At 33.2% G+C, this 20,074-nt stretch carries 23 protein-coding genes and 1 other annotated feature; of the genes, 4 read left to right on the plus strand and 19 right to left on the minus strand.

Annotated features, from left to right (window positions below; genetic code table 11):
* Positions 1-18: 18 nt before the first annotated feature.
* The 9 genes from FD36_RS02810 to FD36_RS02850 all read right to left on the minus strand — a co-directional run bounded on the left by FD36_RS02810 (position 19) and on the right by FD36_RS02850 (position 6,412).
* Positions 19-807: a phosphatidate cytidylyltransferase gene (locus FD36_RS02810; RefSeq protein WP_056957861.1), complete on the minus strand. Its 789-nt coding sequence runs from the start codon at positions 805-807 to the stop codon at positions 19-21.
* A 16-nt stretch (positions 808-823) separates the two neighbouring features.
* Positions 824-1,555: an isoprenyl transferase gene (locus FD36_RS02815; RefSeq protein WP_056957862.1), complete on the minus strand. Its 732-nt coding sequence runs from the start codon at positions 1,553-1,555 to the stop codon at positions 824-826.
* A gap of 49 nt (positions 1,556-1,604) precedes the next feature.
* The gene (locus FD36_RS02820; protein ID WP_056957863.1) at positions 1,605-2,018 is read right to left on the minus strand and encodes a hypothetical protein; all 414 of its coding nucleotides are present in this window, start codon (positions 2,016-2,018) and stop codon (positions 1,605-1,607) included.
* Positions 2,019-2,036: 18 nt separating this feature from the next.
* Positions 2,037-2,600 (minus strand): ribosome recycling factor, encoded by a 564-nt coding sequence (gene frr / locus FD36_RS02825; protein ID WP_014082093.1) that lies wholly within the window; start codon positions 2,598-2,600, stop codon positions 2,037-2,039.
* 2 nt (positions 2,601-2,602) lie between these two features.
* Entirely contained in the window at positions 2,603-3,325 is a 723-nt protein-coding gene (gene pyrH, locus FD36_RS02830; RefSeq protein WP_014082094.1) for a UMP kinase, read from the minus strand.
* Between the two features lie 214 nt (positions 3,326-3,539).
* Positions 3,540-4,397 (minus strand): translation elongation factor Ts, encoded by an 858-nt coding sequence (gene tsf, locus FD36_RS02835; RefSeq protein ID WP_180337692.1) that lies wholly within the window; start codon positions 4,395-4,397, stop codon positions 3,540-3,542.
* Positions 4,398-4,490: 93 nt separating this feature from the next.
* Positions 4,491-5,231: a 30S ribosomal protein S2 gene (gene rpsB / locus FD36_RS02840; RefSeq protein WP_014082096.1), complete on the minus strand. Its 741-nt coding sequence runs from the start codon at positions 5,229-5,231 to the stop codon at positions 4,491-4,493.
* A 154-nt stretch (positions 5,232-5,385) separates the two neighbouring features.
* Positions 5,386-5,667 carry a GIY-YIG nuclease family protein gene (locus FD36_RS02845; protein ID WP_014082097.1) on the minus strand — a complete coding sequence of 94 codons (282 nt, stop codon included), beginning with the start codon at positions 5,665-5,667 and terminating at the stop codon, positions 5,386-5,388.
* Positions 5,657-6,412, minus strand: coding sequence for a tRNA1(Val) (adenine(37)-N6)-methyltransferase (locus FD36_RS02850; protein WP_014082098.1), 756 nt, complete (start codon positions 6,410-6,412; stop codon positions 5,657-5,659). Before FD36_RS02850 ends, FD36_RS02845 begins: the two co-directional genes overlap by 11 nt.
* Positions 6,413-6,486: 74 nt before the next feature.
* Here FD36_RS02850 and FD36_RS02855 point away from each other — a divergent pair, with 74 nt between their 5' ends.
* Positions 6,487-7,116 carry a lysophospholipid acyltransferase family protein gene (locus tag FD36_RS02855; protein WP_056957864.1) on the plus strand — a complete coding sequence of 210 codons (630 nt, stop codon included), beginning with the start codon at positions 6,487-6,489 and terminating at the stop codon, positions 7,114-7,116.
* A 14-nt stretch (positions 7,117-7,130) separates the two neighbouring features.
* Here FD36_RS02855 and FD36_RS02860 read toward each other — a convergent pair whose 3' ends face one another.
* Both FD36_RS02860 and FD36_RS02865 read right to left on the minus strand, forming a co-directional pair.
* Positions 7,131-7,349 (minus strand): YneF family protein, encoded by a 219-nt coding sequence (locus FD36_RS02860; RefSeq protein ID WP_056957865.1) that lies wholly within the window; start codon positions 7,347-7,349, stop codon positions 7,131-7,133.
* A 17-nt stretch (positions 7,350-7,366) separates the two neighbouring features.
* The gene (locus tag FD36_RS02865) at positions 7,367-7,618 is read right to left on the minus strand and encodes a DUF896 domain-containing protein (RefSeq protein ID WP_014082101.1); all 252 of its coding nucleotides are present in this window, start codon (positions 7,616-7,618) and stop codon (positions 7,367-7,369) included.
* Positions 7,619-7,764: 146 nt separating this feature from the next.
* On the opposite strand from FD36_RS02865, the gene lexA reads away from it, so the two are divergent.
* Positions 7,765-8,400 (plus strand): transcriptional repressor LexA, encoded by a 636-nt coding sequence (gene lexA, locus FD36_RS02870; RefSeq protein WP_056957866.1) that lies wholly within the window; start codon positions 7,765-7,767, stop codon positions 8,398-8,400.
* Between the two features lie 266 nt (positions 8,401-8,666).
* Here lexA and FD36_RS02875 read toward each other — a convergent pair whose 3' ends face one another.
* The 3 genes from FD36_RS02875 to FD36_RS02885 all read right to left on the minus strand — a co-directional run bounded on the left by FD36_RS02875 (position 8,667) and on the right by FD36_RS02885 (position 10,428).
* Positions 8,667-9,167, minus strand: a complete 501-nt coding sequence (locus tag FD36_RS02875) for a phosphatidylglycerophosphatase A family protein (protein WP_014082103.1) — start codon at positions 9,165-9,167, stop codon at positions 8,667-8,669.
* A 345-nt stretch (positions 9,168-9,512) separates the two neighbouring features.
* Positions 9,513-10,208 carry a CPBP family intramembrane glutamic endopeptidase gene (locus FD36_RS02880; protein WP_162255839.1) on the minus strand — a complete coding sequence of 232 codons (696 nt, stop codon included), beginning with the start codon at positions 10,206-10,208 and terminating at the stop codon, positions 9,513-9,515.
* The gene (locus FD36_RS02885) at positions 10,192-10,428 is read right to left on the minus strand and encodes a hypothetical protein (RefSeq protein ID WP_056957868.1); all 237 of its coding nucleotides are present in this window, start codon (positions 10,426-10,428) and stop codon (positions 10,192-10,194) included. Before FD36_RS02885 ends, FD36_RS02880 begins: the two co-directional genes overlap by 17 nt.
* A gap of 121 nt (positions 10,429-10,549) precedes the next feature.
* Between FD36_RS02885 and FD36_RS02890 the strand changes: the two genes are divergently transcribed.
* The gene (locus FD36_RS02890; protein ID WP_014082107.1) at positions 10,550-11,182 is read left to right on the plus strand and encodes a deoxynucleoside kinase; all 633 of its coding nucleotides are present in this window, start codon (positions 10,550-10,552) and stop codon (positions 11,180-11,182) included.
* Between the two features lie 29 nt (positions 11,183-11,211).
* Here the strand turns inward: FD36_RS02890 and FD36_RS02895 are convergent, their stop codons facing one another.
* From FD36_RS02895 to pepV, 3 genes are all read right to left on the minus strand, one after another.
* Positions 11,212-12,363 carry an ArgE/DapE family deacylase gene (locus FD36_RS02895; RefSeq protein WP_056957869.1) on the minus strand — a complete coding sequence of 384 codons (1,152 nt, stop codon included), beginning with the start codon at positions 12,361-12,363 and terminating at the stop codon, positions 11,212-11,214.
* A 14-nt stretch (positions 12,364-12,377) separates the two neighbouring features.
* Positions 12,378-13,214: a MetQ/NlpA family ABC transporter substrate-binding protein gene (locus FD36_RS02900; protein ID WP_056957870.1), complete on the minus strand. Its 837-nt coding sequence runs from the start codon at positions 13,212-13,214 to the stop codon at positions 12,378-12,380.
* 41 nt (positions 13,215-13,255) lie between these two features.
* Positions 13,256-13,484 (minus strand) — a binding site (T-box leader).
* Between the two features lie 53 nt (positions 13,485-13,537).
* Complete coding sequence (gene pepV / locus FD36_RS02905) at positions 13,538-14,941, minus strand: dipeptidase PepV (RefSeq protein WP_056957871.1); 1,404 nt, start codon at positions 14,939-14,941, stop codon at positions 13,538-13,540.
* An 86-nt stretch (positions 14,942-15,027) separates the two neighbouring features.
* On the opposite strand from pepV, the gene FD36_RS02910 reads away from it, so the two are divergent.
* On the plus strand, positions 15,028-15,864 hold the full coding sequence (locus tag FD36_RS02910) for an NAD(P)H-hydrate dehydratase (protein WP_056957872.1): 837 nt from the start codon (positions 15,028-15,030) through the stop codon (positions 15,862-15,864).
* A 36-nt stretch (positions 15,865-15,900) separates the two neighbouring features.
* Here the strand turns inward: FD36_RS02910 and FD36_RS02915 are convergent, their stop codons facing one another.
* Positions 15,901-17,583 carry a putative polysaccharide biosynthesis protein gene (locus FD36_RS02915; protein ID WP_180337757.1) on the minus strand — a complete coding sequence of 561 codons (1,683 nt, stop codon included), beginning with the start codon at positions 17,581-17,583 and terminating at the stop codon, positions 15,901-15,903.
* Between the two features lie 54 nt (positions 17,584-17,637).
* Positions 17,638-20,058, minus strand: coding sequence for a leucine--tRNA ligase (gene leuS, locus FD36_RS02920; protein WP_056957873.1), 2,421 nt, complete (start codon positions 20,056-20,058; stop codon positions 17,638-17,640).
* Positions 20,059-20,074: the final 16 nt, after the last annotated feature.

Here is a 20,074-nt window from a genome sequence, read left to right on the forward strand (position 1 = left end):
TAATCACAAACCTTTCATTTAAACGATTCCTAATAAGTGAAGAACTGGTAAAACAAATAAAAGACTATCAAATCGATCTAAAATACCACCATGTCCTGGTAAAATTTTACCAGAATCTTTAACACCATAAAACCGTTTTAAAGCTGACTCTACCAAATCACCAAGTTGTCCAAAAATTGAAAGAATAATTGTAAATCCAATCATTACAATCAAATTAATCCCAGAAATTGGGAAGAAGTATAAATAAATAGTGCATACAATAGTAGCAATCACGGTTCCACCAATTGAACCTTCCCAAGTCTTATTAGGTGAAATATGTTTAGCAAGTTTATTTTTTCCAAAATGCTTACCAATAAAATAAGCCCCAGAATCTGTACACCAGACAATAAACAGTGCGTAAAGTAATGTAGTTAAGCCATCTTGTCGAGCAACGATGAAATAATGAAATCCAAAACCTATGTACATCATTCCTAAAGTATAAACTCCAGCATCGTCAAAATTAAATCTGTTTTTAGAAAAAACGGTTGCCAATAATAATAACATTACCAGAACGTAGAATATAAAAGCAGGACTTAAGTATTCAGGTAAAAAATTAGAAAAGTTGGTTGGTACAATTAAACAAGATATTCCAATAAAAGAAATTAATGCTTCTACTGAAATAATCATTTTCTTTTTCATAATGAAAATTTCTGACATCGCAATTATACCAAGTACAATTGCGGCAAAGTCAATTACATATCCACCAGCAATAATCACTGGAATAAATATTAACAAAGCCACAATTGCTGTAATTACTCGTTGTTTCATAACAAACTCACTCCTATTATTTATTAATTAACCCACCAAATCGACGTTTACGTTTTTGAAACTCAATGATTGTTTGTCTAAAATCTTTTGCATGATATTCAGGCCATAATTTATCTACAAATACTAGTTCACTATAAGCAATTTGCCAAAGTAAAAAATTAGAAATTCGTTCCTCGCCACTCGTTCTAATCAGCAAATCGGGGTCTTTTAATCCAGAAGTTTCAAGATTGTTTGAAAAAACAACGTCGTTGATATCATCAACATTAAGATTTCCATTTTTAACTTCAGTCGCTATCTTTTTTGTTGCATTTAAAATTTCCAGTCGGCTACCATAATTAAGAGCAAAGTTTAGAATCATTCCTGTACATGCTTTTGTTTCTTCAATCGCATTAGAAACCGCTTCTCTGGTTTTATCTGGAAGCTGTGAAACGTCTCCAATTGTCTGAACTTTTACATTGTTTTTAATTAATTTAGGGATAAACTTATCAAAAAAAGTAGATGGCAAACTCATAATATAATTAACTTCACCAGCGGGTCTTTTCCAATTTTCAGTTGAAAATGCATATAAAGTCAATACTTTTATTCCTAAGTTGCTTGCTTCAGTAGTAATTTCTTCAACAACATTCATTCCGCGCTTGTGTCCTGCAATACGTGGAAGATAGCGTTTTTTTGCCCAACGTCCATTTCCATCCATAATGATGGCTACACTATCTGGAATTCTATTCATGTCAATTGTTTCTTCAAACATTTTTTCACCTCAGTGTTTAAATTAAATAAAGGATGAGCGAACTCATCCTTTATTTAATCATTTTCCATTCTCCTTTTCCTTTTTTAAAAAGTTCAGAAAAATAATCTAATATTTGATTAGCAACAATTGGACATTCAGACCCAAGTAGATTTAATCCTTTACCAGTTGGAATCGGTTCAGATAAATCAGTAACGTCAATTTGGTTTTCAACGGTTGCTTTTGAAAAAGCAATTATCCAGTCACTACCGATCAATTGAGAAATCAAAAAAAACAAATTTAGATTTTCACTCATAACAACAGGCATTACATAAACGCCATTTTGAACTTTATCAAAATGTTCTCCATTAAATTCTAAGTTTTCAATTTCTAAATCATTAACTGGTTCCAATAATTTAAAAATCATCTTATCAAATTCTATTGTTCCCGGAGTTACTTCAAATCTGGCATTGTCGGCTTCAGGCATAATTACACTTCCTCAAAATTAATCAGTCATTACTGATTCTTGTTTTTCTTTGATAATTGTATCAATTCCCTTAATTGCTTCATTAGTAATTTTTTGGATTTGATTTTCTAAATCATGTGCTTCATCTTCGTTAATCTCATCATTTTTTGATTCACGTTTAACAATATCCATGCTATCACGACGCACATTTCGAACAGCAACCTTACTTTGTTCGCCGGTAGCTTTAACTTTTTTAGCTAATTCTTTCCGACGCTCTTCAGTAAGTTGTGGAATTTCAATTCGAACAACATCTCCGTCATTCATAGGGTTAAGACCTAAATCAGCTTCAAGAATTCCCCGTTCGATTTCTTTTAAAGCAGTTTTATCATAGGGGGTGATCATCATAATACGTGGTTCTGGAATAGAAATTGATGCAACTTGAACTAAAGGAGTTGGGGCACCATAATATTCGACCATTACTGGTTTAAGAATGCTTGCATTGGCACGTCCTGCACGCATTTGTCCAAGCTCAGATTCAAGTACTGATTGAGCTTTACTCATTTTATGCTTAGTTTCATTAATTAATTCTTTTGTATTAGCCATATCTATTTTCCTTCCACAATTGTTCCAATGTTTTGACCTTCAACGACCCGTTTAATATTTCCAGGTTCATTCAAGTTGAAGACTACTAGAGGAATATCGTTGTCCATTGATAATGAACTTGCTGTTGAATCCATTACATTAAGACCTTTATCTAAAATTTGCTTTTGTGTTAATTTATCAAATTTAACTGCATTTTTGTCTTTATTAGGATCAGCTGAATAGATACCATCCGTACCGTTCTTAGCCATTAAAATTGCATCTGCATCAATTTCAGCGGCACGTAAAACAGCAGCAGTATCAGTTGAAAAGTATGGATTACCAGTACCACCAGAAAAGATTACAATGCGACCTTTTTCAAGATGACGAACTGCTTTTCTTCTAATGTATGGTTCTGCAATTTGTTTCATTTCAATTGAAGTTTGTAAACGAGTTGGTACCCCAGCAGTTTCAAGATTATCTTGTAAAGCCAAACCGTTCATAACAGTTGAAAGCATTCCAATATAGTCAGCTTGAGAACGCTCCATACCCATTTCGGCACCCGCTTCACCACGCCACATATTTCCACCACCGACAACGACGGCAATTTGAATTCCTTGGTTATAAACATCTTTAATTTCTTCTGCAATCTTTTTAATAACAGGTGGATTAATTCCGAAGCCTTTTTCACCTGCGAGTGCTTCACCACTTAATTTTAAAACAATACGTTTGTATTTCAATTCAGACATTTAACTTCCTCCAGAAAATTCTTCGTTTATAACTTTAATTTTAGCATAAAAGCACTAAATACGGTAGGTTTGTAATATCTTAGGATAATATTTTGCTATCATAAAATTGACTATAAAAATAAATAGAAAAAAAGCGATTGAATTCGTTCAGAATTCAATCGCTTTTTTGTGTAAAAATCATTTATTAAAGTGGTAATACCAAAAACAATCAGAATTAATCTTTAGCTTCTGTTGCTTCATCAATACCTTCACCAACTTGATATCTTACAAAGGCTTCAACTTTTCCACCTTTAGAATCAACGTATTGGCCTACAGTTTGATCAGGATCTTTAACAAATGGTTGATCAACTAAACAAATTTCAGCAAGGAATTTGTGTACCCGACCAGTAACCATCTTTTCTACGATATTAGCTGGTTTACCTTCAGCAAGAGCTTCTTTAGTAAGAATATCTTTTTCATGTTGTAAACGTTCAGCTGAAATATCATCTTTTGATAAGAATTCAGGGTTAGTAGCAGCAATGTGCATTGCAACATCTTTAGCAACGTCTTTGTCTGCACCAGAAATCTTAACTAAAACACCAATTTCTCCACCATTGTGTAAGTATGCGCCAAAGCTTTCTCCATCATTTTTGTTCATAACTGCAAAACGACGAAGAGAAACCTTTTCACCAGTGATTTGGCTAGTGTGAATAATAGTATCTTCAACAGATCCATCTTCACCTAAATGTAACTTAAGAGCAGCTTCAACATCTTTAGGTTGTTCAAGAGCAATTAAATCGCCAACTTCATCAACTAAGTTTTTGAAGTCATCGTTAGCAGCAACGAAATCTGTTTCTGAATTAATTTCAACGATAGCAGCTTTATTATCGTGAACAGAAACCTTTGTTAATCCATTAGCAGCAGTGTTACCACTCTTCTTTTGAGCTTTAGCAACACCTTTTTCTCTAAGGATTTCCATTGCTTTCTTTTCATCACCATCAGCTTCAACTAAGGCTTTCTTAGCATCCATCATTCCGGCACTTGTTTTTTCACGTAAATCTTTAACTTGTTGTGCAGTAATTTTAGCCATAATCCAAGTTCTCCCTTAAGTTTAGTTATTTATTTAAAAAACTGACCCTACTAGGCCGAATAGGTCTAAATAGAGTCAGCCTTGACAATTAATTATTTATTTATCTTCTGTTTCAGTTGTTTCTTCTACGAAAGTTTCTTCGTTAACATCATCTTCACCTTGACGGCCTTCGATAACAGCATCAGCCATAGTTGAAGTGATTAATCTGATAGCACGAATAGCATCATCATTTGATGGGATAACGTAATCAATACCATCTGGATCAGTATTAGTATCAACCATTGCGATAACTGGAATGTTTAATTTTTGAGCTTCTTTAAGAGCAATTTCTTCTTTATGAGGATCAACAATAAACATAACGTTAGGAATCTTAGGCATATCTTCGATACCACCTAAGAATCTTTCTAGTTTAGCAGTCTTCTTAGTTAATAGAGCAACTTCTTTTTTAGGTAATCTTTCGAAAGTACCATCAGTTGCCATCTTTTTAAGATCTTTTAAGTACTTGATCCGTTTTTGGATGGTGTTCCAGTTAGTAAGAGTACCACCTAACCAACGATGGTTAACGTAGAATTGACCAGAACGTTTTGCTTCTTCTTCAATTGCATCTTGTGCTTGTTTCTTAGTTCCTACAAAAAGAACTACAGCATCGTCAGCAGCTTCACTCTTCATAAAGTTGTAAGCTGAACCTAATAACTTAACCGTCTTTTGTAAATCGATAATGTAAATACCATTACGTTCAGTAAAGATGTATTTAGCCATCTTAGGATTCCAACGACGAGTTTGGTGACCAAAATGTACACCAGCCTCTAATAATTGTTTCATTGATACAACAGCCATAATAAGCCTCCATAAAAATTAGTTTTTCCTCTCTAGAATTATGCATGGAACTCAAAGAGCACTACTATGCAAAACCTTCTAGATGCGTATTGGTAAATTAATACCAAAATCTATTATACAAAATATTAAGCAGAAGTTCAAATAAAATTTAAAATTAATTAACCCACAAAATCGGATCAACTCCATGTTCCATCAAATATCTTTCTTTAGCATGACGAGATTGATGCTTAAAGGCATACTCTGCTTTTAAAGCTAAACTCTTACTTTCAAAGTCTTCTGAATATAATAAGCGAACAGGTTTATGGCTCTTAGTATATTTAGCGCCCTTACCAATCTGGTGTTGGTGAAGTCTGTGTGCAACGTTATCCGTGAATCCTCCATAAAAGGAACCATCACCACAAACTAATACATAGAGATAATATTTTTTATTTTCCATATAACATTTTTCTCACAGGTTCTGTATAATTATCGTTCTCATCGTAAACTACGATTGGTGGTTTTATTTTTAAACCATTTAATTTTCCATCTTTAATTCCAGAAATCAAAATCATATTAGCATCACGACCAACCTTAGGATAAACAAATTGAATTTCTTTAGGTGCTAACCGATATTTTTGCATTTCATTCAAAATATCTAATAAACGGTCAGGTCGATGTACCATATACATTTTGCCATTGTTTTTAAGCAGGTCACTAGAAGTTTTAATTACAATCTCTAAATTAGTTTTGATTTCATGGCGGGCAATTGCCAAGTACGGATTAGGATTTTTGCTGCTTTCTTTTTCATTTGCAAAATAAGGCGGATTCACTGTTACATGGTCGATTGATTCCTTTTTAAAATAGTCTAAACTATTTTTTAAATCAATATTGTAAACAGAAATATGTTTTTCCAAATTATTTAAGGTTACACTTCGTTTAGCCATGTCACTTAATTTTGGTTGAATTTCAACTTCGGCAATTTTTCCGTGAGTTTTTTTACTGATAAATAAACCCACAGCACCATTTCCAGCACAAAGATCAACAATTTTAGTTTTGTAACTTTGTTTAACCTGTGCAAAATCAGCTAGCATCACTGCATCCAATGAAAAGGAAAAAACTTCAGCATTTTGAATTATTTTAATATCACTACTGTAAAGCTGATCAATTCGTTCACCCTGTTTTAATTCAATTGTTTGATCCATCGTAATTCACCCTTTAATCATTCGTTATAATGCTATAATATCAATTGTACAACTCAAAAAGGAGGATGAGAAGATTGTTTTATTCATTTATATTTTCAATTGCTAAAGGATTAATTAGAATTGCCAATGGAAAAGTCGACGTAATGAATCAGAATCGTATTCCAAAGGAAAATTATATTCTAGTTGCCCCACATCGGACCTGGTTTGACATGATTTACTTCGCAGCAATTTTACTGCCTAAGCAATTTTATTTCATTGCAAAGAAAGAATTATTTAAAAATCCATTTATGGGATGGTTTCTTAATAAATTAAACGTTGAACCAGTTGATCGTAATAACCCAGGAATTTCGGTAATCAAACGGCCAATCAAAGTTCTTCGTAAAACAGATTTGTCAGTAATGATTTTTCCATCAGGAACACGACACTCGACAAAACTAAAAGGTGGTGCGGCAATGATTGCTAAAATGTCTGGTGTCCCACTTTTGCCGGTCGTTTATCAAGGACCATTGACTTTAAAAGAATTTTTTTGTCGTAATAAAGCTCATATTAACTTCGGTACCCCAATTTTTGTAGATAAAAATCTTAAATTAGATGATAAAAATCAAGCAATTGTGGAAAAGCAAATGAGTGATGCGTTCAAAAATTTAGATGCTGAAATTAATCCAAATTACGTATATGTTGATGAATCAAAAAAACACCACTAAAAAGTGGTGTTTTTTTATTTTGCATTACGTTTCATAGAATTCATCATTTGGTTCAATTTCTTTTTGGAAGGTTTTTGTCCCATTTGAAGCATCATACCCTTTAATTGTTCTTCATTAATTGGTGGGTTTTCCTTCAAATATTTTTCCATGTACTTACGAGCACCAAAAAAACCAAGTACCAAACCAGCAGCAAGTGCTACTAAAACTAATATGATCCACATCCAAGTTGCCATAATTAACTCTCCTTTATTTAATTATCTCTAAGATTCTTTTTACGTTGAATTTCTTTTACTTCCTCAGGCGTTACTTCTTTTCCATCTTTATCATAAATTTGTGTCATTTCAATTTGACTTTTAAAATTAGATTTAAAGCGCTTGAGGTAATGTTTACGTAACTGATCTCGTTCTTCTTTTTCTTTATCAGTTAAGTCTTGCAATTTTGCCTTATGAGCTAATTCATTAATTCTTGGAATAATTTTTTTAAGTTCCGGATCTTCTGCCATATCTACAACTCCTTATTTTAATTACTTCTATAATAGCATGAAATTTTTCAGAAACAAAGTTTTCAAATACGAACTAGCGTTTGCAAACTGAGTTAAATATGTTAATCTTATCATACTAGCAATAATCATTTTTTCGAGGTGGACCAATGTCAAACAACGCAAATACAAAACAAATGGATATCCTACGTTTCATTTATGATAACGTGCGGAAACACGGTTATCCACCAACGGTTAGAGAAATATGTAAAGAAGTCGGACTTTCTTCAACTTCAACGGTTCATGGACATTTATCAAGGTTAGAAAAAAAGGGGTTTATTAGTAAAGACCCAACTAAACCTAGAGCTTTAGAAGTTACCCCTGCAGGAATCAATTTTTTGGGATTATCCCCTGAAACACGTAATAAAGAAATTCCTTTGTTGGGAGTTGTAGCTGCAGGAGAACCAATTCTCGCAGTTCAAGAAGCAACCGATTACTTTCCAATTCCAGATAGTCTAGCGCAAAATGCAGATTCTCTTTTTATGTTAACTATCAGCGGTACAAGTATGATTAACATTGGAATTTTAGATGGAGATCAAGTAATTGTTCGTCGCCAGCACAATGCTGAAAATGGTGAAATTGTGATTGCAATGAATGATGAAGGAGAAGCTACTTGTAAACGTTTCTTTAAAGAAAGTGATCACTTCAGGCTTCAACCAGAAAATGATACAATGGCTCCAATTATTTTAAAGAGTTGTACAATTTTAGGTAAGGTTGTCGGTTTATATCGTTCTGATGTAAACTAAAGCATACGAAACATACACCCTTCAAGAATTTGATAAGGCTATTCCCTACCAAATTGGTGATTTAGTGGAGGTGGTTTTTGTTAGTCAGACTGGTCTCGGTGACAATGAATCTAACTGATTAAAAGTTGTTCGTAAGAATGTTGGTAAATCAGAATTACTTGACGATGAGTTTGAATTTGGACCAAAATGTGTAAAAGCAGTTAAATCTGCAAAATAAAAATAAAATGAAAGAGCTCATCTTCTACAGATGAGCTCTTTTTAACATATCATGAATTTTCGTGTGCAATTTTAGCAGATGCCGCCCCTGCAACTGAACCAACAATATCATCAATAAAAGTTGTAACTCGATCAGTTCTTTGATCAAGAATTTTAACAATTCCTTGTTTATTAGTATCTAATCCACAATAATTTGTAATTCCAATGGTTCCATAAATATTAGCGATTCCTAATGCTAAAGTTTCATCAACACCAAAAACTCCTAAATCATGTTCAACAATGCTTTGAAGTGGCTCATCTAGTTTATGTTCTGATGCTAATCGATCAATTTCTAACCCAACTAACGCATTATTTAAAACTTCTCGTTTGTGTAAAACATCAATCACAATTTTATCAACATATTCCATACTTGGAATCTTTATATACTTCTTTTGTAAGTTATAAACAACCTTTGAAATATCTCTAACAGTTACATCATTATCATTTAAAGACTTAATTACAGCATCATAGGCTTGTGTATCAGGGTATTTGTAATCTCTTCTATCTACCATTGTTATTCTCCTTATTTTGGCATAATTGTAATATCATATTCATTTGGATAATTATCTTCCGTGATAATCATCGTCATTGCCTCATGTGCTTCTAAATGTTTTTTAACTATTTCTTGAACAAAATCTGCTCCGACAAAGTCATCTTCAAAATCATCATAAGTAGCAAAAAAGTCTATTTCAAGAATTACATCACATTCACTTCCAGATGACTTTAAGTCATTGATTCAAATTAGTCATAGTCTTTAAATAATTTTTCTTCTCCAAGTTAATCTCATCATGAACTTTTGCTAAACGATTTTTCAAATTATTATAATAATTAAATTCTGAAATATTCATTTATTTTCCCTATCCTATCAACATCCCAATTAGCATTAACGTAGTTGCAATTAAATTGTTCAAAAAGTGAAGCCCAATTGAAACTTCAATTTTATCCTGTTTTAAATAAACATACGAAAGAATCATTCCTAAAGACATATAAATCAAGAAACTTATTGGATTGCTGTTATCATGGCAAAGAGAAAATAAAAATCCACTAATAAGCATTGGAATCAATGGCTTAAAATTTGGGAAAAATCCTTTAATTAAATACCCACGAAAAACTAATTCTTCTAATATTGGGGAGAAAAAAGTCATAGTAAAACACATTAAAATTAAAATTACTGGATTAGCATGAAGTATTGCCATGATATTTTTATTATTTTCTGTAGTTTTTTGTGCATAAACTAACTGGTTGAGAAATGATAAAACAATTTCAATAACAAAAAATAATACGTATGCTTTTGCAATTAACAACCAGTCTTTTAAGTTTAAACCATGGTTTGTTTGCTTATAAACGCTTTTATAAGCTATCAGTGCACCCCAGATTGCAAATCCAAAAAATACTAAATAAATCACCCCACCAACCACTAACGAAATAATTGAAGGATGATGAATAATTGATAAAATTTGAATCGGTGTTTGCACAAATATAACAACAAAAATTAACCCTAACATTATTAGCGTTCTTTTGAAATATGTCAGGTTGCTAATTCGATTTTTCATCATTTTTCCTTTCTTGCTCTGTTTGTTCCTTTAAACAATCATGATGCCGAATAATAATAGTTACAATTGGAGTAATCACAAGTCTAACTAAAATTACACATCCAATAAAAAACAACATCAATTTTGCATTTTGTGATGTAAAATGTTCTAAAAAAACATATCCAGACCATAAAACTACTAAAAATAGGAAAAACCAGAATAAACACCAAAATTTTTTCAAAAAAACCACCTACACTTTATTATTACTAGAATACCATATCCTAAATAGATTTTGAGAATTCTTTCTAACTATTTTTGAATGATGATATACTAAATATATCTAAATAAAAAAGGAGTTTTGTATGGTGATAATTACTGCAGGAATGATTGGGGTAGGAAAAACTACATTAACTGAAAAAATTTCGAATCACCTTGGTACCAAGGCTTTTTATGAACCGGTTGGGGATAATCCGGTTTTACCGCTTTATTACAAGGATCCGAAACAATACGGTTTTTTACTACAAATCTATTTTTTAAATAAACGCTTCTCAATGATTAAAAAAGCATTGAAAGATGATAATAACATTCTTGATCGATCGATTTACGAAGATGCCTTATTTACTAAAGAAAATAATAAAGAAGGAAATATTTCCGACGTTGAATTAGAAGTTTATCTTAAATTATTGGATAACATGATGGATGAATTAAAACAACTTCCCAAAAAGAAGCCAGACTTATTGGTATATGCATATGCAGATTTTGACACAATTTTATCCCGTATTAAGAAACGTGGACGAGATTATGAGCAATTCGATAATAACCCAGAACTGGAAAATTACTATCACAAAATGTGGACAGCTTATCAAAAATGGTATGATGATTTTAATTTAAGCCCTAAGATGAAAATTGATTTACAAAAATATGATTTAGTAAATCCCGAAAATACGCAAATTGTACTAGACAAAATTGATGAAAAATTAAAAGAAATCCGTTAAAAAAGGAGCTCGCTTTAACGAGCTCCTTTTTAGTTTGCAAAAAATTCATTAATAATTTTTTGATAGATATCAATTGTTACTAAATAGCTACTGAGTGACGTATGCTCATTAATTTGATGAGCAGAACCGTTTGAATCTGGACCTAAAATAATAACTGGTAAATCCGGTTTAATTTGAACAAAGACACTAGCATCAGTTGCACCATTATCTGTAAAGAGCTTAATATCACGATCAGGATAGAACTCTTTTGAAGCTTGATATGCATTTTCAACCAAAGAGTTATTAGTTAATGTACGAATTGGATAAAAATCATGTAATAATTCAAATTTTAATTGGTAATCGGTTTCCTGATTAATTTTAGTAATTGTTTTTTCAATTAAAGAACGAACTTGTTTGTTATTAAATGTTGGCGTAGGTCGAACATTACCTAACAAATATGCATGTCCGGGAATTGTATTAATTTGTTTTCCACCCTCAATTACAGTAATACTATGTTGAACATTACCTAAAATTTCATCAACTGGTAAATCGCTAAAAACGCGTCCTTCATCATTAATGTATGCTACAAGTCCTTCAATTGCATTAATACCTTGGTTAGGCACCGAACTATGCACGGATTTTCCAATGCTGTTTATCCGATAATTAAAGCTACCCGAATGAGCATACTTAACGTTTCCATTTGTAGCTTCACCCACAATCAAAGCATCCAAATCTTCAATTAATTTAGGATTAATCTTGTAAGCTCCTGGTGCACCAAATTCTTCTCCTGCTGTAATAATTAATCTAACTTTTCCGGATGGAATTTGTTGTTTTTCAACTAATTCAATTAGCGCAATCACTTCTGCTGCTAAACCACTTTTCATGTCAGCAGCCCCACGACCATATAAAAAGTCGCCTTCAATTGTGCCAGAAAATGCCGAATATTTCCAAGCTAACTCATCTGTCACCGCAACCGTATCTTGATGTCCTGTTAGTCCAAAAACCTGATCTGTTCTTCCTTCTCCAATTTCGACAATTAAATTTGAACGATTTTCATCATCAACCAAGGGGAAGATTTCATGTTTAATTCCATACTTATTTAGTAAATTAGAAAGGTAATCTGAAATTTCTCTTTCATTACCATTAACTGAATTAATTTTCACTAAATCTTGTAAAATTTTAATTTTCTCTTCTTTTTTCATTCTGTTCACCTAATTTATTTTAAATTTAAATTCCAAGCTGGTAATTGGTTAATACCAGATACTTTTTTTATTTCTTTAGCCGTTGCTTTAGTTTGATATGCCTTAACTAATTTTTTAATTCTAGGATCATTTTTGTTAGCTTTATTTGCAGCAATAAAGTTAATCCATTTATGTGAATTTTTGTTAAATTGTTCTGTATAAATTGACTTTTTAATGTTTAAATTGGCTGATTGAGCAAAGTTACCGTTCACAACCGCTGCATCAATGTCATTTAGTGATCGTGTTGTTTGACTTGCATCAACTTCTTTTATTTTAATGTTTTCTGGGTTATTCGTAATTGATTTCAAATTAGCAAGCTTGTCATTATTTAATTTAATTAAGCCAGCGCTTTGAATAACATGAAGGGCTCGTGATTCATTATTAGCATCATTTGGAACAGCAATAGTAGCACCTTCTGGAAGATTTTTAACGTTGTTAACTTTGTATGAGTAGATTCTCATTGGTTCGATGATTGTATCACCAACTGCCACAATATGAGAGTCATGAGCCTTGTTCCAAATATCCATGAATGGATAATTTTGAAAAGCATTTACATCAATACTCTTACTAGTTAAAGCAGCATTGGGTTGACTATAATCAGAAAAATACTTGTACTTAATTGTTAATCCATATTTATCTTTGGCTGTTTTAGCAACCGTATCCCAAATTTGTTGATCTGGTTTTGATCCTGACATTAATCCAACAGTAATGGTATCTTTACTAGCATTTTTACTATGATTTCCGAAACTAAAATAACCAATTCCAATAATTAAAACTACAATTCCAATCCAAATCCAACTTTTCTTCTTCATTTTCCTTCTCCTTTTTAGAAACACAAAAAGCATCCGCCCTAATAAAGGACGAATGCTTTCGTGATACCACCTTAGTTTGTTGTTTCATCGCTGAAACAACCTCAACAACTTAATAAAGTTGGTATTGATAACGGATACTATCCCGTTGTTGATTAAGTATTCATCAACAATTGCTCCAAGTCCATATTCCAAATTACATCAGTCATTCCTTCACACCAACCGGAAATTCTCTGAGACCTATTAATTTGTACTCAACTCTTCAGCTAAAATTCTATTAATCTTGTTAATCACTATATAACGAACGTTTTAACTTGTCAACGAAATTATTTAGTTAATTCATATAAAGATTGACCATAAATTGACATTGCCATAAGTAAATCGTTAACATTCTGAAATTCATTAGCTTGATGCATTGTATCTTCTGCACCAGGGAAAAGGGCGCCAAAAGCAACTCCTCGTTTCATCAAACGTCCATAAGTTCCCCCACCAACTACTTCTGGTTCGGCAACTGTTTGTCCAGTTTGCTCTTTATAAATATCCATTAAAGTCGTTACAATTGGATCTTTAGGATCAACAAAATGAGGTTCCATATAATCCGGATTCATTTCAACTTGACCGCGATAATAAGCTGAATTATCTTTTAATTGTTGTTCAATTTTAGCAGGTGTAATTCCTTTCGGAAATCTAAAATTAGTATTAATCAATCCACCTTGACTTTGGCTGTAATCGATAATTCCAACGTTCATCGTGAGATCGCCCATGATATCATCAGTAAATTGAAGACCTAATTTAGTTGCCCGTGAATCATCATGCAATTTATCAGCAATAAAGCCAACAAAATTTTGTCCCGCCTTATCAAAAGTGAATTCTTTCAAGAATGTTGCCATATATGTTCCGGCATTAATTCCGTTCTTAGGTTCCATCCCATGAGCAGCTTTTCCAATCATTTCTAATTTAATTCCTGTGGGGGTCACTTCATACGTTCCCGTAACGGGAACATTAAGTAGATATTCTTCAAATTTAGTTGAAATTAAATCAGCAGTATCCGTTTTAATTTCGACTTTGGCCTCACGAGGAACCATGTTTTCTTTCAAGCCGGCTTTAAATGAAACTAAAGTATTTTCTCCATCTTTCGTATCACCAGCAAATTTAGTTTCAAAGGTCACATTCCCTTTTTCACCGTTAATCAACGGAAATTCTGCATCTGGTGAAAAACCAATTTTAGGATCTGGTTCAACCTCAAAGTACCGTTTCATGCCCGTCCAATTTGTTTCTTCATCAGTTCCAATAATTAAGCGAACTTTCAAATTAGGCATAATTCCATGGTCTTTTAACATTTTAAGTCCATAATAAGCAGCTAATGCAGGACCTTTATCATCAGAAGTTCCCCGGCCAATTGCTTTACCATCCTTTAACATTAATTCAAATGGATTAGTATCCCAACCTTTTCCAGCCGGAACCGTATCTGCATGGCCTAATACGGCAAAATATTCTTTTCCATTACCATATTCGATGTAACCAACGATATTTTCAATGTTATGAGTAGTGAACCCATCGCGATTTCCAAATTCAAGAAATTTTTCTAAAGCCTTAGCTGGACCAGGTCCTAAAGGAAATTCATCGGTCGAATGTTCTACATCACGCGAACTATCAATGGCCACTAATTCCTTTAAATCAGCGAGATAAGCTTCTTTATATTTTTCTGCTTCTTTTTTCCAATCAATCATTTTAAGTTCTCCTTTTTTAATCTACATAAGTGATTTTAGCACAATCACAAATTTTACAATGCTATAATAACTTCGAGGTGAATGAAATGAAACCAATCACAAAAAAAATCTTGCAAGATACAATTCGAATTAGGTCAACTCAAAGTTTTAAAGGAACTTATGGAAAAATTGCTTTAATTGGCGGAAATCAAAATTTTGGTGGAGCCATTATTATGAGTTCGCTCGGTGCTGTTTATGCCGGGGTTGGTTTAACAACTACCATAACTGATTCTTCTAACCAAAGTAGTCTTCATAATTGGGTTCCTGAAGCTATGTACCTTGATTATCATGACGAACCAGCTGTTAAAGCTTTAATTGCAAATATGGACGTTATTAACATTGGATCTGGACTAGGCACTGATAAAAAAAGTTTGAGTTTACTTAAAACGGTTTTCGCGAGTGTTTCTCCTACTCAAATTTTAGTTGTTGATGGATCTGCCATTGACTTAATTGCATCTAACAATTTATCTTTGCCTAAAACTAAGCTAATTTTCACTCCTCATCAAATGGAATGGCAAAAATTATCAGGTGTAAAAATTAAAAATCAAAATGAAAATACAAATCTTGCAGCATACAATAACCTATTTAAACAGCAAGGTAGTATTGTAGTCGTTAAATCACATCGGACTCAAGTATTAACTCCAACTGGATCATTTGTTAATACAGTTGGTACACCCGCACAAGCAACTGGTGGCATGGGAGATACCTTAGCAGGGATAATTGGTGGATTTGTAGCTCAATTCGAAAATACAGAAAATGCTGTCTTAGCTGCCGTCTACACTCATAGTGCAATTGCTGATGAATTGGCAAAAAAGCAATATGTTGTTTTACCCCATCAAATTTCCGAAGCTCTACCTCAATTTATGAAAAAAAATGAAGCATAAAAATAAGACCTTCCAAATAATTGGAAAGTCTTATTTTTATTTAATGTTAAATTTAGCTTTTAATCTACCAACTCGTTTACCTAAAACTTGTTCAGCTAATCCAGTTTTTAACATGAAGTAAGCATAAACAATTGCTCCAAATATTGATGCTAAACCAGTTACAATTAAACTAATAATTGAACTAAATGGAGTCGTAAACAAACTGAAGAACCAGTTTAATCCATAAACTGAAACTAACGCAACAAAATACATAACTATAGAATAGAAAATAATTTGAATACTTTCATATTGAAGCATATTCTTTTCAATTCCAAATTCATGTTTCAATGCTCTTATCATCAACCAAGTTGCTAAAAAGAACCCAATCATTGTTGACATTAATGTACCAAATGCTCCAAACAAATAAACTAAAGGATATTGGGTAACAAACTTAGCTAGCGTTCCATAAGCAAATAGTTTAACGGCTTTTTTATTTTGTGATACACCTTGCATAATTGCTGCAACTACTACGAACAATCCAATTGGAATTGATTCAATTGATGAAAAAGCTAAAACATTGCTACTAAAATCCATATTGGCTGTTCCATAAAAAGTTCGATTTAAAGGACCCGCAATAGCAGCCATTCCCAAAGAAGCTGGAATCATAACGAATTCAAAGAGCACCAATGCATTAGAAAACGAATCTTTTAAAGCCTTTTTATTTTTCTTAGTAAATGCTTCTGAGAGCAATGGAACAACCGTAATCCCAATTGAAGATGCTAATGAAACAACAATCATAGTTAGTTTATTAGCATTTCCAGCAAAAATTGCATAGTTAATCTGTAATACTTCTTCAGAAAAATTAGTGGCAAAACGCATAATATGGAAAAAAGTAAATTGATCGATTAAAGAGAAAATCGTTACCCCAGCTCCTAAAATAATAAAAGGCGTAGCTTGACTAATAATTTCACAATAAAGTTGGTTGGTTGGGACCGATAACTTATTATTACTATTTTTAATCAATCCTTGATAATAATTTCGATTCTTCCAGTAAAACCAAACTAAAACTAAAAATCCAAAAATTGCACCAATACATGCCGCAAAAGTAGATTGGGAAACCGCTGTAACCCAACTACCATGCATGACCTTTAGGACTAAGAAAGCTGATAATAACATATAAATAACTCGAGCAAGTTGTTCAACAAATTGCGAAATTGCTGAAGGAGCCATGTTATTATAACCCTGGAAAAATCCTCGAGTTAAACTCATTGTTGGAATTACTAAAACAGCCCAGGCTAGTGAATGAATAACTGGAATTACGTTTTTATCACCATTGGTTAAGATTGGGGCAGCAACCCATAAAATTAGTGCACTGATAATCCCCATTAAAATTGCCAAACTCAAACCCTTTTTATAGATTTGAACTCCAACCCCATATTCATTCAAAGCATTATAATGGGCGACTTGTTTAGAAATAGCAGAAGGAATCCCTGCTACCGCAACAATCAAAGCAAAACTATAAATATTGTACCCTTGAGTATAAAGTGAGTTGGCTAACGGGAACAAAGATGCTCCTAAAATCAAACGCCAAGGGATAATATATAAAGCACCAAGAATTCTTGACAAAATACTTCCAACAGTCATCCAGGCAGAACCCTTTAACATTTGACCTTTGGCGCGTTCAGACTCAGTATCTTGTAATTCTTCTTGAATTACATCTTCTTCAAAACCATTATTCAAAAAAATACCCTACTTTCACGCAATGATTATATTTGTAATTATTTTTTAATAGAACTAATTAGCAACTATGTTAACAATTTTATTAGGAATTACAATTACTTTTCTGACAGTCTTATTTTGTAAGTTATTTTTAATATTATCGTCGGCGAGAGCAATTTTTTCTATATCATCTTTTGAAGTACCCACTGCTACGGTAATATGAGCACGAACTTTTCCGTTAATCTGAACAACAAGTTCTGCTTGGTCATCCTTTAACTTACTTTCATCATAAGTTGGCCATTCAGCGTATGCAATTGTATCTTTATGTCCCAATTGTTGCCAAATTTCTTCAGCCATATGTGGTGTAATTGGTGATAGAAGTTTAATAAAGCCTTCTGCATAACGTTTTGGTAAAGTTTTATTTTTATAAACTTCATTTACAAAAACCATCATTTGTGAAATTGCTGTGTTAAACCGCATCTTTTCAATATCATCAGTAACTTTTTTCACTGTCTGATTGTAAACTTTGTCTAATTTACCATCGTTATCAGCAATCAGCATATCACTCGTTGAATTATCGTCGTTAAGGTACATTCTCCAAACACGTTTAATCCAACGGTTAGCGCCGACAATTCCTTCTGTACTCCAAGGTTTTGATTCCGTTAAAGGTCCCATGAACATTTCGTAAAGCCGAAGAGTATCCGCTCCATATTCGTTCACAATATCATCAGGGTTAACTACATTACCTTTTGATTTAGACATCTTTTCATGGTTAGTTCCCAAAATCATTCCTTGGTTAACTAATCTTTGGAAGGGTTCTTTCGTTGGAACTACGCCTAAATCATAAAGGAACTTGTGCCAGAAACGAGCATATAGTAAGTGAAGAACTGCATGTTCTGCACCACCAACATAAAGATCGATTGGAAGCCAGTAATCAAGTTTTTTAGGATCAGCTAACATCTTATCGTTTTTTGGATCAATATATCTTAAGTAGTACCATGAACTACCTGCCCATTGTGGCATGGTATTAGTTTCACGTTTTCCATGACGTCCATTTTTATCAGTTACATTAACCCAATCTTTCAAATTAGCTAAAGGACTTTCCCCAGTTCCGGATGATTTAATATCATCAGTCTTTGGTAGACGCAAAGGAAGTTCATCTTCAGGAACTAATGATTTAGTCCCATCGTCCCAGTTAATCACTGGAATTGGTTCACCCCAGTACCGTTGACGGGAAAAAATCCAATCCCGAAGCTTGTAGTTAACTTTTTTATCTCCAGCGTGATGTGTTTGAAGCCATTCAATCATTGTATTAATGGCGTCTTTTTTACCTAATCCATCAAGGAAACCAGAATTAATGTGAACGCCATCACCGGTATAAGGTTCTTTTTCAATATCCCCGCCTTCAATAACTGGAATAATGGGAAGCTTAAATTTCTTGGCAAATTCATAATCACGATCATCATGAGCGGGAACTGCCATGATTGCACCGGTTCCATATGATGAAAGTACGTAGTCACCAATCCAGATTGGAAGTTTAGCTCCATTAACTGGGTTAATGGCATATGCTCCCGTAAACACACCAGATTTATCCTTATTTAAATCAGTTCTTTCAAGATCTGATTTTGAAGCAATTTTTTGACGGTATTCGTCAATTGCTGCTTTTTGTTCTGGTGTAACAATTTTATCAACGATGTCACTTTCTGGAGCTAAAACTATGTAAGTTGCTCCAAATAAGGTATCGGCACGTGTTGAAAAAACTTCAATTGATTCATCAGGATGTTCATCAACGTTAAAGTTAATGCTAGCCCCAACGGAACGACCAATCCAGTTCCGTTGCATTTGTTTAACACTTTCAGGCCAGTCAACGTCATCAAGATCATCAAGTAAACGATCAGCATAGGCCGTAATCCGAAGTACCCATTGTTTCATTGGTTTTCGGTAAACTGGAAAACCACCACGTTCAGTTTTTCCGTTTACCACTTCTTCATTAGCCACAACTGTTCCACCCATCAAATCAGGTGCCCAGTTAACTTCAATTTCGTCTTCGTAAGCTAGACCTTTTTCGTAAAGCTTTTCAAAAATCCATTGGGTCCACTTGTAGTATTTAGGGTCTGTTGTGTTAACTTCACGATCCCAATCATAAGAAAATCCAAGTGATTTAATTTGACGACGGAAATTATCAATATTTTGGTTAGTAAATTCACGTGGGTTATGTCCAGTTTTCATTGCATATTGTTCAGCTGGAAGTCCAAAAGCATCCCAACCAATTGGATGAAGGACGTTTTTACCTTGCATCCGTTCAAAACGAGCCATAATATCAGTGGCAGTATAACCTTCAGGATGTCCAACGTGAAGTCCTTGACCTGATGGATAAGGGAACATATCTAGTACATAATATTTTTCTTTTTCCGTTTTATCACTAGTACGGAAAGTTTTATTTTCTTCCCAATAGTGTTGCCATTTTTTCTCAACTTTTGCGTGATCATAAGCCATAATCTTCACTCCTTAT

The organism is Fructilactobacillus sanfranciscensis DSM 20451 (assembly GCF_001436035.1).
GTDB lineage: Bacteria > Bacillota > Bacilli > Lactobacillales > Lactobacillaceae > Fructilactobacillus > Fructilactobacillus sanfranciscensis.